The organism is Comamonas sp. JUb58, assembly GCF_004364775.1.
Taxonomy (GTDB): domain Bacteria; phylum Pseudomonadota; class Gammaproteobacteria; order Burkholderiales; family Burkholderiaceae_C; genus Comamonas.
The window spans coordinates 1-13,705 of sequence record NZ_SOAL01000025.1 but is presented as its reverse complement, the minus strand read 5'-3'; the positions used below and the strand labels follow the sequence as shown (position 1 = coordinate 13,705).

The 13,705-nt window shown below is 65.0% G+C and carries 12 protein-coding genes; 4 read left to right on the top strand and 8 right to left on the bottom strand.

The features are described from left to right. Nucleotides 1-57: 57 nt before the first annotated feature. The gene (locus EDF71_RS21855) at nt 58-645 is read left to right on the top strand and encodes a TetR/AcrR family transcriptional regulator (protein WP_166656615.1); all 588 of its coding nucleotides are present in this window, start codon (nt 58-60) and stop codon (nt 643-645) included. A gap of 106 nt (nt 646-751) precedes the next feature. Here EDF71_RS21855 and aldA read toward each other — a convergent pair whose 3' ends face one another. The 4 genes from aldA to EDF71_RS21835 are packed head-to-tail and all read right to left on the bottom strand — an operon-like array spanning nt 752 to nt 5,564. Next, nucleotides 752-2,185 carry an aldehyde dehydrogenase gene (aldA, locus tag EDF71_RS21850; protein ID WP_133858646.1) on the bottom strand — a complete coding sequence of 478 codons (1,434 nt, stop codon included), beginning with the start codon at nt 2,183-2,185 and terminating at the stop codon, nt 752-754. 10 nt (nt 2,186-2,195) lie between these two features. After that, a complete protein-coding gene (locus EDF71_RS21845) occupies nt 2,196-2,996 on the bottom strand; it encodes an HpcH/HpaI aldolase/citrate lyase family protein (protein WP_133858645.1) in 801 nt (266 codons plus the stop codon). Nucleotides 2,997-3,053: 57 nt separating this feature from the next. Beyond that, a complete protein-coding gene (gene rhmD / locus EDF71_RS21840; RefSeq protein WP_133858644.1) occupies nt 3,054-4,241 on the bottom strand; it encodes an L-rhamnonate dehydratase in 1,188 nt (395 codons plus the stop codon). Between the two features lie 24 nt (nt 4,242-4,265). After that, nucleotides 4,266-5,564: an MFS transporter gene (locus EDF71_RS21835; RefSeq protein ID WP_133858643.1), complete on the bottom strand. Its 1,299-nt coding sequence runs from the start codon at nt 5,562-5,564 to the stop codon at nt 4,266-4,268. A gap of 274 nt (nt 5,565-5,838) precedes the next feature. Here EDF71_RS21835 and EDF71_RS21830 point away from each other — a divergent pair, with 274 nt between their 5' ends. After that, nucleotides 5,839-6,807 carry a LysR family transcriptional regulator gene (locus EDF71_RS21830; RefSeq protein ID WP_243854399.1) on the top strand — a complete coding sequence of 323 codons (969 nt, stop codon included), beginning with the start codon at nt 5,839-5,841 and terminating at the stop codon, nt 6,805-6,807. 13 nt (nt 6,808-6,820) lie between these two features. On the opposite strand, the gene EDF71_RS21825 is transcribed toward EDF71_RS21830, so the two are convergent. Continuing rightward, the gene (locus EDF71_RS21825) at nt 6,821-7,714 is read right to left on the bottom strand and encodes a dihydrodipicolinate synthase family protein (protein WP_133858641.1); all 894 of its coding nucleotides are present in this window, start codon (nt 7,712-7,714) and stop codon (nt 6,821-6,823) included. A 137-nt stretch (nt 7,715-7,851) separates the two neighbouring features. On the opposite strand from EDF71_RS21825, the gene EDF71_RS21820 reads away from it, so the two are divergent. Further along, the gene (locus EDF71_RS21820; RefSeq protein ID WP_347876685.1) at nt 7,852-9,318 is read left to right on the top strand and encodes a PLP-dependent aminotransferase family protein; all 1,467 of its coding nucleotides are present in this window, start codon (nt 7,852-7,854) and stop codon (nt 9,316-9,318) included. Here EDF71_RS21820 and ygiD read toward each other — a convergent pair whose 3' ends face one another. Both ygiD and EDF71_RS21810 read right to left on the bottom strand, forming a co-directional pair. After that, nucleotides 9,319-10,182 carry a 4,5-DOPA dioxygenase extradiol gene (gene ygiD / locus EDF71_RS21815; RefSeq protein ID WP_243854398.1) on the bottom strand — a complete coding sequence of 288 codons (864 nt, stop codon included), beginning with the start codon at nt 10,180-10,182 and terminating at the stop codon, nt 9,319-9,321. It abuts the gene before it with no gap. Between the two features lie 158 nt (nt 10,183-10,340). After that, nucleotides 10,341-11,384 (bottom strand): NAD(P)-dependent alcohol dehydrogenase, encoded by a 1,044-nt coding sequence (locus tag EDF71_RS21810; RefSeq protein WP_133858638.1) that lies wholly within the window; start codon nt 11,382-11,384, stop codon nt 10,341-10,343. A 628-nt stretch (nt 11,385-12,012) separates the two neighbouring features. On the opposite strand from EDF71_RS21810, the gene EDF71_RS21805 reads away from it, so the two are divergent. Continuing rightward, a complete protein-coding gene (locus EDF71_RS21805) occupies nt 12,013-12,819 on the top strand; it encodes an IPTL-CTERM sorting domain-containing protein (protein ID WP_133858637.1) in 807 nt (268 codons plus the stop codon). On the opposite strand, the gene EDF71_RS21800 is transcribed toward EDF71_RS21805, so the two are convergent. Next, nucleotides 12,816-13,298 carry a GreA/GreB family elongation factor gene (locus EDF71_RS21800; protein WP_133858696.1) on the bottom strand — a complete coding sequence of 161 codons (483 nt, stop codon included), beginning with the start codon at nt 13,296-13,298 and terminating at the stop codon, nt 12,816-12,818. The two genes, EDF71_RS21805 and EDF71_RS21800, sit on opposite strands and share 4 nt — an antisense overlap. Between the last annotated feature and the right edge of the window lie 407 nt (nt 13,299-13,705).

Below are 13,705 nucleotides of genomic sequence, written 5' to 3'. Positions count from 1 at the left end.
AATGATAGCGATCACAATCAAAACCTGTCAAGCACAGGTTCAAGCAGGGTATTTGCGATGAAAGTCACCAAGGAACAAGCGCAACAGAACCGCCAGGCACTGCTGGATGCCGCCGCTGCGCTGTTCAAGGAACGCGGTATCGATGGCACGGGCGTGGCCGATATCTGCCAGCAGGCGGGCCTGACGCAGGGCGCCTTGTACAAGCATTTCAGCGACAAGCAGGATCTGGCCGCCCAGGCGCTGGCCTATGGGTTTGGGCAAGGCTTTGGCCGGGTCAAGCGGGCCAGTGAAAAGAGCGAGCATGCGATGGCCACCTACCTGGACAGCTACCTCAACCCCCAGGTGCGCGATGACATGACGCGGGGCTGCCCGCTGGTCTCCACCGCCTGCGATGCGGGCCGGCAGAGCGAGGCCGTGAGCCGCAGCTTCAGCGACGGCTTTGCCGAGCTGCGCGCCGGCATTGAGGCGGCCTTGCCACCCAGCGGCGACCCGCAGCAGCGCCAGGCGCTGGCCAGCACCCTGGTGGCAGCCCTGGTGGGCGCGATGGCCATCTCGCGCGGCGTCGTCAAGTCCGATCCGGCACTCGCCGACGAGGTGCTGCAGCAAGTGCGCGCGGTGGTGGAAGGGCTCAGCGCCAAGCCCTGATCGGCGCAACGCCACGAACAAAAGGCCGCCAACCTGGTGAACCCGGGTTGGCGGCCTTATTCATCGCGGATAGCTGGGGCTGTTAGGTCTCAGCAGCAGCGTTCCCTCAGGACTGCAGGTAGACCACATGGCTATGGGTGTACTCATACAGCCCGTGTTTGCCATCGGCACCACCCACGCCCGACTTGCGCACGCCGGCATGGAAGCCCTGCATCGCCTCGAAGTTCTCGCGGTTGATGTAGGTCTCGCCAAAGTCGATCTCGCGCATCGCCTGCATGGCCTTGGACAGGTCGCGGGTGTACAGCGAGGACGTGAGGCCATATTCGCAGTCATTGGCCAACGCAATCGCCTCGTCCAGGTCCTCGACCACCTGGATCGGCAGAACAGGGCCAAAGATTTCCTTGCGCATGATCTCCATATCGGCGCGGCAGCCGGCCAGCACCGTGGGCTGGTAGTGGAAGCCAGCACCCAGATCAGCCACCTGGCCACCGGTCACCAATTGCGCCCCATCGGCCAGCGCACGGCGCACCTTGGCGTCCACGCTGTCCAGGCCCTTCTGGTTGATCAGCGGGCCCATCTCCACATCGGCCTGTGCGATCGGGTCGCCATAGCGCGTGGCGGCCATCGCTTTGGCAATACGCGCGGTGAACTCGTCGGCCACCTGGCGCTGCACATAGACGCGCTCGGCACAGTTGCAGACCTGGCCGGTGTTGATGATGCGCGAATCACGGATGGCCTTGACGGCCAGGTCCAGGTCGGCATCGGCCAGCACAATCGCAGGCGCCTTGCCACCCAGCTCCAGGTTGAGCTTGGTGATATGCGGCGCAGCAGCTGCGGCAATGCGCTCGCCGGTGCCCACGCTGCCGGTAAAGCTGATCATGTCCACCCCGGCATGGGCCGACAGCGCACCGCCGGTGCCGCCCTGGCCATAGACCACGTTGAACACGCCGGCGGGCAGCTCGCACTGCGCCAGCAGCTCGGTGAAGGCATGGCAGTTGATGGGGGTCTCTTCGCTGGGCTTGATGACGATGGTGTTGCCGGTGAGCAGCGCCGGTGCCATCTTGCGCGCGATCAGGAAGAAGGGGAAGTTCCAGGGCAGGATGCCGGCCACCACACCCATCGGCTTGCGCAGCAGAAAGATCTGCTCGTTGGCCCGGTCGCTGCTGATGACTTCACCCTCAATGCGGCGCGCCCACTCGGCCATGTAGTCCAGGTAGTCGGCGGTGAAGTTCACCTCCACCTCGGCCAGGCCCAGCACCTTGCCCTGCTCCTCGGTGATGGTGCGCGCAATGCGGGCCACGTTCTCGCGCAGGCGGGCGGCAATGCGGCGCAGGTACTGCGCACGCTCGATCGCAGGGCGGCGCGCCCAGGCCTTTTGCGCGCCGCGCGCTGCCGCAATCGCGCGGTCCACATCGGCTTGGGTTGCCAGCGGCGACTGCGCCAGCACTGCGCCGGTGGCGGGGTTGCGGACCTCGTGCAGCTCGGCGCTGTCCGTGAAAGCGCCGGCAATGTAGTTGCGCAAAACAGGGGTGGTGGGCATGGGGTCGTCCTCAGTAGGTGGTAGAGACAATGGCCGGCTGGGTAGGAGCACGGTAGCGCGCCAGGTTGGCCACGGCGGCCTGGCGCATCAGGCTGATATCGATGGCCACCGCCACAAAGCGGCAGCCCCATTCGGTGTAGCGGCGCGCATCCTCTTCACGCGGCGCCAGAATGCCGCAGGCCTTGCCATGGGCCAAGGTGGTCTCGATGGTGCGGCGTATGCAGTCCTGCACCTCGGGCTGGCTGGCATCACCCGCATGGCCCATGCCGGTCGATAGATCTGCCGGGCCGATAAAGACGGCATCAACACCGTCGACCGCCGCGATCTCGGCGGCGTTTTCCACGCCCAGGCGCGACTCGATCTGCACGACCAGGCAGAGCTGCTCATGCGCGGTGCGGATGTAGTCGGGCACCGCATCCCAGCGCGTGGCACGGGTCAGGCCACCGCCCACACCCCGGATGCCATGCGGCGGGTAGCGCATGGCCTGTACCAGCGCGCGGGCCTGCTCGGCCGTCTCGACCATCGGCACCATCAGGGTCTGCACGCCGGCGTCCAGCAGCTGCTTGATCAGCACTGCATCGCCATGCACGGCACGCACCACCGGGTGTGTGGCATAGGGCGCCACGGCTTGCAGCTGCGCCAGCAGGGTGGGCACGGTGTTGGGCGCATGCTCGCCATCCACCAGCATCCAGTCGTAGCCGGTGGTGGCGATGATCTCGGCCGCATAAGGCGTGGCAAAGCCGGCCCAGATACCGTAGAGCGGCTCGCTGCGGCGCAGCGCGGCCTTGAAGGGGTTCAATGGCAAATCCATAGGGTGTCTCCTGGGTGGGCCGTCGGCGCGGGCCCACCAATGCTTATCAATGGTTGATCAATGGGTATAGGGGCGGTGCAGTTCGCAGGCGGGGTTCAGCTCCACGCCAAAGCCGGGCTTGTCCAGCGCCGACAGGCGCATGCGGCCCTGCACCGGCACGGGCTCGCACAGCAGCTGCGGGTGGAACATCGGCACCACCTCGTCGGCCTTGGGCGCCATCATCAGGAACTCGGCAAACGGGCTGTTGTGGCGCGTGGCCACAAAGTGGTAGCTGTAGACGCTGGAGCCATGTGGAATCACCAGCGCCTGGTGCGCATCGGCCAGCGCCGAGATCTTCAGCAGCTCGGTGATGCCACCGCACCAGCCAACATCGGGCTGGATGATGTCGCAGCAACCCATCTCCAGCAGTTGGCGAAAGCCCCAGCGCGTGGCCTCATGCTCGCCCGTCGTCACCAGCATGCCGGTGGGCACGTTCTTCTTCAGCGCGGCATAGCCCCAGTAGTCATCGGGCGGCAGTGCCTCTTCGATCCACTTCAGGCCGTGGGCCTGGGCGCCCTGGGCCAGGCGCGTGGCGTAGTTCAGGTCCAGGCTCATCCAGCAGTCCAGCATCAGCCAGAAATCCGGCCCCACGCGCTCGCGCATCGTGGCCAGTTCCTCCAGGTTGCGGCGCAGGCCTTCTTCGCCTTCAGCCGGGCCATGGTGCAGGGGCATCTTGCCGCCGATAAAGCCCATCTTCTGCGCCAGATCGGGGCGCGCACCGGTGGCGTAGAACTGCAGCTCATCGCGCACCGCGCCGCCCAGCAGCTGGTGCACCGGCTCACCGCGCACCTTGCCCAGCAAGTCCCAGAGCGCCAGGTCCACGCCGGAGATGGTGTTGATCACAATGCCCTTGCGGCCGTAGTACAGGGTGGACCAGTACATCTGGTCCCAGATGCGCTCGATGTCGGTGACCTTGGCGCCTTCGAGAAAGCGCGCCAGGTGCTTCTCGACGATATAGGCGGCCGGCTCGCCGCCGGTGGTGACGGCAAAGCCGACGTTGCCAGCGCTGTCCTCGATCTCCACCACCAGGGTGCCCAGAACATTGATGCCAAAGCTGCGGCGGCTCTGGCGGTACTCGGGGTACTTGGCCATCGGCGTGGCGATGTGGTCGTCGATCCAGTGGCCATCGGCCTGGTCGTGGTAGTCGGCACCGCCCCCTTTCAGGGTATAGGCGCGCACTTGCTTGATGGTGGGGATCTGGCTCATGGTGGTGTTTGCTCCTTATGCAATTTAGGCAGCGGCCTGGGGCTGCAGCGCAGCGGGCGCCATGCGGGCCCGGATGCCCAGCACCAGCAGCGCTGCCAGTACCGTTGTGCCTGCCAGCAGGTACAGGCCTGCGGCGGGTGAGTGGAAATGGCCTTCGGCCCAGTTCTTGACGATGGGGGCCACAAAGCCGCCGACAGCGCCCAGCGAATTGATCAGCGCAATGCCACCCGCTGCGGCAGCGCCGGCCAGCGTGTTGGCAGGAAAGGTCCAGAACACCGGCTGCACCGCGATAAAACCGGCCGCCGCAAAGCACAGGGCTGCGACGCCCAGCAGCGGGCTGGAAAAGCTGACCGATGCGGCCATGCCGATCGCGGCGACGATCAGGGTCGCGCTGGCCACGCTGCGGGGCTTTTGGCTGCGCTGGGCAAAGCCCGGCACCCACCAGGCGGCCAGCAGTGCGCAGAGCCAGGGGATGGCCGAGACCAGGCCCACCTGCAGACCCACCTTAGTACCCAACAGGCCCGCCACCTGGCTGGGCAGGTAAAACACCACGCCGTAGACGCTGGCCTGGATCAGCAGATAGACCAGGGCCAGATAGAGCACGCGTGGCTGGCACATGGCAGCGAGCAGGCTGTGCTGGTGGCCGCCCTTGGCGCGCTCTTCGCTGTCGATGATGTCCTGCACCTGGCGGCGCTCGTCGGCGGTCAGCCACTGGGCATCGGCCGGGCGGTTGGTGAGGTAGAAGTACGACCAGATACCGACGGCCACCGCCATCAGGCCCTCAACCGCAAACAGCCATTGCCAGCCGTGCCAGCCACCCATGCCATCGAGCTCCAGCAGCAAGCCCGACAAGGGGCTGCCAAAGATAAAGGCCAGTGGCGCGCCGAAGTAGAAAAAGCCCATGGCCTGCGCCCGGTGTGCTGCAGGGAACCAGTAGGTGAGGTACAGGATGACGCCGGGGAAGAAGCCCGCTTCGGCCACGCCCAGCAGGAAGCGCAGCACATAGAAGGTGGTCTCGTTATGGGCAAACATCATCGCGGCCGACACCAGGCCCCAGGTGACCATGATGCGGCACATCCAGATGCGTGCGCCGATGCGATGCATGATCAGATTGCTGGGCACTTCCAGCAGCGCATAACCAACAAAGAACACGCCGGCGCCAAACGCAAAGGCGGCGTCGCTGATGCCGGTATCGGCCTGGAAGGCCACCTTGGCAAAGCCCACATTGGCCCGGTCCAGGAAGGCCATGATATACATCAGCAGCAGGAAGGGCAGCAGGCGCCAGGAGATCTTGGCGAGCAAGGGAGCGGGGAGTTTTTTCACGACAAATCCTTAAAGACAATGCGCGGCCAGCACGCCTGCGAAAGAGCAGGCGCAGCGGGGAGCGAGAAAGGAGAAGCTGGCGTAGCGGTTGCTGCGCCGGTGGGGCGCGGCTTGCGCTAGCGCCGTCGTGAGGCGGGGGGTCTGAAAAAAGTGTGCGCGAAGGCGGTCATGTTTGTCTCCTGATAGGGTCATTCGTTCTTGTGTGGAGCTGAATGTACGCGCATGATTGATGCCTAACAAATCAAATTTCAGTCATATCCGATACCTTTTATTTATGTCTAAAAAGCCCGCTCTATCGGCCGCGCCACCGCTGCAACGCAGCCTGCTCAACCGCCTGCGCTACAAGCATCTGCACATGCTGGTGGCGCTGGGATCGAGCCTGAATCTGCACCGCGCATCGATCAGCCTGTCGATGTCGCAACCCGCTGCCACGCGCATGCTGCGCGAGATCGAAGACATGTTTGGCTGCCAGCTGTTTGAGCGCCTGCCACGCGGCATGCGCCCTACCGCGCTGGGCTTGCAGCTGGTGCGTTTTGCCGAGGCCTCGCTCAACAGCCTGGACCGCTGCGCCGAGGACCTGGCGGTGCGCCGCCAGGGCGGTTATGGCTACCTGGCGATTGGCACCATCATGGGTGCGGCGCCCGACCTGGTGATGACGGCCGTGGCCGAGATGAAAGCGCAGAACCCGCAGCTGCGCCTGCGCATCATGGGCGACACCAGCGACCAGGTGTTGCGCCTGCTGGACCAGCGCCGCATTGACCTGGCCATTGCGCGCCGCCGCATCGCCGGCGACAGCGAGGCCTATGACTTTGAAGCGTTGGGCAATGAGCGCCTGCTGGTGGTGGTGCGCAGCGGCCATGTGCTGGCGCGGCGCCGCAAGCTGAACTGGGAGGAATTGGTGCGCGACTGGCCCTGGATCTTGCAGCCTGCCAGCACGCCCGCGCGCATTGCGCTGGACCAGCTGCTGCAGAGCCTGGAGCTGCCCGTGCCGGCTGACATCACCGAGTGCAGCTCCGTCTACTCGATGCAGCAACTGGTGCAGCTGACCGATGCCGTCATGCTGCTGTCCGACTCGGCCTTGAAGGACTATTTGCGCATGGGCCTGGTGAAGACCTTGCCGGTGCAGATCGATGTGCCGATGGCCCCGTTTGGCATGCTGACGCGCAAGGACCAAGAGGCCTCGCAAGAGCAGCAGAACTTTATGGATCTGCTGCGCGAGCAGGCCCGACGCATGGCGGCTTGAACGCTGCTGAAGTTCAGGCCAGATCCAGCGTTTTCAGCATAGCGGCCAGGGCCTCGCGATCGGCCCCCTGCAAGGTGTGCAAGGGCAGCGGCAGGCAGGGCGAGCGGGCCAGGCCCATCAGCTCGGCAGCGGTGGCGACCGAGCGCAAACTGCCGCCCTTTTGCTGGAACCAGGACCACAGCGGCGCGAGGCGGTTGGACAGCTCCAGCGCCTGCTCCGCATGGCCTGCCAGTGCAGCGCGGGTGATGGCCAAGGTGGTCTGGGGCCAGAGGCCGCCGATGACCGAGTACCAGGCATCGCAACCCGCCACCAGGCCCTTGGCGCCCAAGGCGTCGCCACTGACGCCGATGCTGACATGGGCGGGCACAACAGCGCGCAGGCGCTGCACACGCGCCTTGGCCTCGGCCGCATCGGCCGGCACGCCGGGGATCTTGATCGAGGCGATATGGGGCAGCTGCGCAATGCGGCCATGCAGCGCATCGCTGAACTCAAAGCGCGTAGTGCCGGGGTTGTCGTACACGACGATGGGCACCGACACCGCACGCGACACGGCCTGGTAGAGGCCATAGACCTCGTCGTCGCACAGTTTTTGGTACGAGACGGGGGCCAGCAGCAGGCCGCTGGCACCGGCCTTTTGCGCATCCTCGGCCAAGGCCAGCACATCGCGGGTACGCAGCGCGCCAATGCCCACCACCACCGGCACCCCTTGCGCCTGCTCCACTGCCAATGCCGCCACTTCAGCCCGCTCGGCACGCGAGAGATAGGCATAGCTGCCGGTGGAGCCCAGCGCACCGATGGAATCCACACCGGCCGCCACCAGGCGCTGCACCAGCTGCGCAAATGCCGGCATATCGATGCCGCTCTCATCCATGGGGGTCAGCGGAAACGCACTCAAACCATTGAACATTCTGGGTCCCTGTCAAAACAGCTGCCGCGCCCGAACTGGGTCGCAGCCAAGCCCGGATTGTGCGGCTCCGGCTTCTGGTTAAAAATAGCCAGTTTTCAACAAAATCACTGGTCCAGTTGCCCGCGATGCCAGCGCCCTTGTCCAAACCATCCAGCAGCCGCAGCCTGTACCGCGACATCCGCGCGCGCATTGGCGATGGCAGCTACGCGGCCGGCACCGCCCTGCCCTCGACCCGGGCGCTGGCCGCTGAGCGGGGCCTGTCGCGCGGCACCGTGAGCCTGGTCTACGAGCAACTGGCCTCGGACGGCTTTGTCGACACCCGGCCCGGGGCGGCCACGCGCGTGGCCGCAGGTGCCGCCGACCGCATCCGCGCGCAGGGCCAGGCTGCCGCTGCCTCCGAACCCCAAAGCCAGCTGCCCGACACCGACCGCCTGTCTGCCTTTGCCCAGCGCCTGCAGGCCATGCCGCTGCGCCCGCCGGTGCCCGATCCAGCTGGGATGATCGACTTTGTCTACGGGCCGCTGGCGGGCAGCGACTTCCCCACCCTGCACTGGCTCAAGGCCTTGCGCCGGGCCGAAGGCCAGCGCGGCCAGCGGCTGGAATACGCATCGCCGCTGGGCGCACCCGAGCTGCGCCAGGCGCTGCAGCAGCACCTGCACCAGACGCGTGGCCTGGCCTGCTCGACCGAGCAGATCCTGGTCGTCAACGGCTCGCAGCATGCATTGGACCTCTGCGCCCGGCTGCTGCTGAACCCTGGCGACCCGGTGGTCGTGGAGAACCCCGGCTACCGCATGGCGCACCAGGTGTTTGAGGCCTATGGCGCGCAGCTGGTTTGCGCCGATGTGGATGACGATGGTCTGCAGACCGCGCAACTGGCGGCGCTGACCGCGCAGGCGCCCGCCAAGCTGGCCTATGTGACGCCGGGCCACCAGTTTCCGCTGGGTGGCTACCTGCCGATTGCCCGCAGGCATGCGCTGCTCGACTGGGCCCATGTCCAGGGCTGCTGGGTGATCGAGGACGACTACGACAGCGACTACCGCTACACGGTGCGGCCTGAGCCCAGCCTCCTGTCGCTGGACAGTGCGGACTGCGTGATCCATGTGGGCACCTTCTCCAAAACCTTGTCGCCGCAGCTGCGCCTGGGCTATATGGTGCTGCCCCCCGCGTTGGCCGGCCTGTTTGCCCAGGCCAAGCTGTTGACCGACCGCCATACCGCCACCGGCCCCCAGCGCGCACTGGCGCAGCTGATCGACGACGGCAGCTATGCCCGCCATGTGCGGCGCATGCGGCGCAAGCAACATGCGCGCCAGCATGCCTTGCTGCAGGCCTTGGACAAGCACTTGGGCAGCCAGGTGCGCATCCAGGGTGCCGCCAGCGGCCTGCATCTGTCGGTGTGGTTTACCGCGTTACCGGCCAGCCAGGAAGCGCAGCTGGTGCAAGCGGCAGCGCAGCGCGGCGTGCGCGTCTACCCGATCAGCCCGCTCTACCTGCAGCAGGCCGGGCATGCGCAAGCCGGCGTGGTGATGGGCTATGCCTTGCTGGACCTGCCCGAGATTGAGCGGGGCGTGCAGCGCCTGGCCGAGGCGCTGCAAAGCCTGCGCTGATCAGGCATCCCACTGCAGGCAGCGCATGCTGATGGTGCCGGACTGGAAGCCCTCGAACACCTGGCGCGCCGGGCCACTGCCATGGGCAGCGCCCAAGGCATACAGCAGGGGCCAGTAGTGGTCGGGTGTCGGCACAGCCATCTTGGCCGAGGCATGCAGTTGCTGGTAGGCCACCAGCGCTTCCTGGTTGCCCGCCAGCAAGGCCTGCTTGGCCGCTTCGTCAAACTGCTGGGCCCAGTCGCGGGCGGCCATCAGCCCTTCGGGCGCGCCACGCACCGTGGCCCGCAGGTTGTGCACGATGTTGCCGCTGCCGATGATCAGCACGCCCTGCTCGCGCAAGGCAGCCAGCTCCTTGCCCAGCGCATAGTGGTAGGGGCCGGGCTGGTTGTAGTCGATCGAGACCTGGAACACCGGCACATCGGCCTTGGGGTAGAGGTGGTGCAGAACGGTCCAGGTGCCGTGGTCCAGCCCCCATTGGTCCGTCAGCTGCGCCTGGCCGCTGCGCACCAAGGCAGCCGCCTTGGCCGCGAGCGCGGGGTGGCCGGCGGCTGGGTACTGCATCGCATGCAGATCGGCCGGAAAGCCGGAGAAATCGTGGATGGTGGAGGGCTTGTCGTTCACCGTCACCCCGGTGCTGCCGCGCGTGAGCCAATGGGCCGACACCACCAGGATGGCGCTGGGCCTGGGCAGGCTGCTGCCCCAGTTTTGCAGGTGCTGGGTAAAGGGGTTGGCGCTGATGGCATTCATCGGGCTGCCATGGCCGATGAACAGCACCGGCATTTTGCGTGGTGGCTGCGGGCTGCGGGCCAGCGCCTCGCCCATCGGCAGCAGCGCAGCCATCACCGCAGACAGACTGCCAGACATAACCAGGGAGCGACGTGACAACATAGCGGCGAGTACCAAAAACAAAGAGCCGCTGTCTGAGGCGGCCCCGGGGCACAAGTTCCGCCGCTGCGCCAAAAGAAAAATGCAGTGCTTGCCCAGGGCATGCACTGCATGGGGAGCGACAGGCGCTCAGCGGATCAGAGGCTGGCGTTGTCGATCACAAAACGGTAGGCCACATCGCCGCGCAGCATGCGCTCATAGGCCTCGTTGATATGGTCGGCGCGGATCAATTCGATGTCCGCGACGATGCCGTGCTCGGCGCAGAAATCGAGCATCTCCTGCGTCTCGGGGATGCCGCCGATCATCGAGCCGGCGAGGCTGCGGCGCTTCATGATCAAGCCAAACACACCAGGCGATGGATGCGGAGTCGAGGGCGCGCCCACCAGGGTCATCGTGCCATCGCGCTTGAGCAGGTTGAAGAAGGGGTCCAGGTCATGCGGGGCCGCAACGGTGTTCAGGATGAAGTCCAGGCTTTGCGCATGGGCGGCCATCTCATCGGCATTGCGCGAGACCACGACCTCGGCGGCTCCCAGCGCCTTGGCCGCATCGCGCTTGGATTCGGAGGTGGTGAAGGCCACCACATGCGCGCCCATCGCATGGGCCAGCTTGATGCCCATATGGCCCAGGCCGCCAATGCCCACCACACCCACCTTGTGGCCCGGGCCCACGCGCCAGTGGCGCAGTGGCGAATAGGTGGTTATGCCGGCGCAGAGCAGCGGCGCCACAGCGGCCAGTTGGGCCGGTGGGTGGCTGACCCGCAGCACATAGCGCTGGTGCACCACAATGCTTTGCGAATAACCGCCCAGGGTATGGCCAGGCGCATCGGCGGTGGCGCCGTTGTAGGTGCCGACCATGTGGTTGCAGTAGTTCTCCAGCCCCATGCCGCAGTCCACGCAGTGCTGGCAGCTGTCAACGATGCAGCCCACGCCCACCAGATCGCCGGGTTTGAAATCCTTCACCTCGGCGCCCACGGCTGCCACCTCGCCCACAATCTCATGCCCTGGCACACAGGGGTAGAGCGTGCCCGCCCATTCGGAGCGCACCTGGTGGATGTCGGAGTGGCAGACGCCGCAATAGGCAATGCGGATCTGCACATCCTTGGCGCCCGGCGTGCGGCGCTCGATGTTCAGGGCTTCCAGAGGTTGGTCACCCGCGTGGGCGCCATAGGCTTTGACGGTCATGATGAAGGTCCTATTCCGTTCGTGGAGATCACCGCGTGGCGCAGGCTGGGCAGCGCCCGTTGGCTGATGCACAGGGTCTGCCGCTGCGCAGGGACAGCGGCAAGGAAGCCGGCATCGCGGCGCGTCCATCTTACGCCGCTTGTATGGCAGATCTGCATACGCTTTGCCAGCGGCATCCGAACCGCCTGATCCACACCAAGCACAGCCATTGCCCTTTTGCACATATGGTTATTTGCGAATAGTTCTCATTTGCGAATATGATGCAACCAAGGTTCAGCGATTGCCGCCGTTCCTTGTTTCATCGTGGGGCGACCTACTGGGTTTTCACTCCAGTGGTCGTTTTTGCTAGCCAGCGGTTCTCCATGTAGCCAGGCATTTTTTTCACGTTGATCCTCTCTCGCCGTCTTTGCGACGCGCTCCGCCCCAGCCTTTCCACCGGACCTTGCCAGGTCTGTGTTCCGGAAGCAGGCATCTGCCCTCGCTGCATGGCGATACGCTCTCCCCCCTTCTGATCCATCGCGCTGCTGATGCACCGCCATGGCCGCTGCTGCGGCCGCCATCAGGTTTTACCCGATGATCCAGGGAAGTAGGCAAGTGCTAACATCCAGTTCAATTATCTGGAGTTGGTATGAAAATATTCATTTCATGGATTACTAAGTCGCTGCTTGTCTTGACGGCCGCGCTGGGCTTGCAGGCGGTGCAGGCGCAGGGTTTGAACTTCACGCCTGGCAGCATCAACTTCAGCAATACGGTGGCGGGCAGCGTATCGGCGCAGGAGACCGTGACCGTCCAGTACGAAGGCCCTTTTCCGCCCATCTTGACCGTCAACAGCATCACGCCTCCTGCCAACCCCGCATTTGCTGTCGTCAGCTCCACCTGTGTTGCAGGCCCCTATCCACAATTCGCTCCCTGCACCATCACCTTCACTTTCACCCCTCCCACCACTGCTGGGCCGGTGTCGGACACCTTTAGCTTTGCAAGCACGGAGCTAGGCACTCAGTCCATCAATCTGAACGGCGTATCGGATGGCGCCACGCCCCAAGCCATTGCATTTACCTCCACGCCGCCCGATCCAGCGCCTGTCGGAGGCAGCTACGACATTGCAGCCACCGGCGGTGGATCCGGCGAGCCCGTGGTCTTCTCGATTGATCCCTCGGCGGATGCGATTTGTTCAGTCACGGGCAATACGGTGAACTTCCTCAGCGTGGGCACCTGTGTGGTCAATGCCAACCAGGCAGGCAATGGCGCCTATTTCGCCGCCCCGCAAGTGCAGCAAAGCTTTGCGGTGACAGCCGGGCCAACGGCCAACCCCGGCACGCCCACCGCGGTCCCGACCCTGAGCACCTGGGCAGCGATGCTGCTGTCAGCCTTGCTGGCGGGGGCCATGGCGGTGCTACAGCTGCGCCGCAAGGGTCGCAGGCCTTCAGGGTCCTAGGTCACCGACAGCACTTCCAATTGCTGCTTGGCCTGCGCCACTTCCAGCGTCACTTCATCGCCCTCAGCCTTGCCCAGCAGCGCCTTGCCCAAGGGCGCTTGGCTGCTGATGACCTGGATGGTGTCAGCGCCGATGACCAGCTTCATATTTCCTCCTTCGGGGCCGAGAAAGATCTGCTGCTGTTTCCCGTCCGCATCCAGCAGGCAGACCAGCGCGCCCAGCTGTATGCCCCTGCTGGCGCTGTAGGGCTGCGGGCAGAAGAGCCGCCAATGCACCAGCGCCTGGCGGATCGCCTCAGCGCGACGCGCCTGGCCCGTCGCCAGGTAGGCCGCCTCCAGGCCCAGGGTGTCGTACTTGTTTTCGGCAATGTTTTCCTCATGCGTCGCTGCCTCATGCGCAGCACTCACCGCCTGCTCAACCTGCAACAGGTCCGCAGCAAGCCGCTCCAGCACCTGCTGCTGCAACCAGGATTTATCCACCATGAGAAATTGGCCTTTTGAACAAGTTGGGGGCTGATTATGAATGGGCTCTGCCAGCTTACGTTTCAGCGACATGCAGAGCACCAGGGCCTGGGTTTAAGGCTGCAATTGACCAGCCACGCAACGCAACGCATTGATAAACGATACGGCCTGAAAGCCCAGGTAACGCTAGCCTGTCTCCAGGTGCTGCAAGAGATGCATCCCTGACTCCCCCGGAATGCGTGAGGTCCAGGGCTGAATCTGGGCTCAACCAGGCAATCGGCGCCAGCTTTGCTAGCAAGACGGCGCACAGCAACGCCCAACAGCGCCAATAAAAAAGGTTCATCGAGGAATACCGGGGAACGCGGCGCGGATCTTGAGAAAGAAGTAGTCCTCATCTCGATATCCGTAGGCGCGGCGCTTGATGA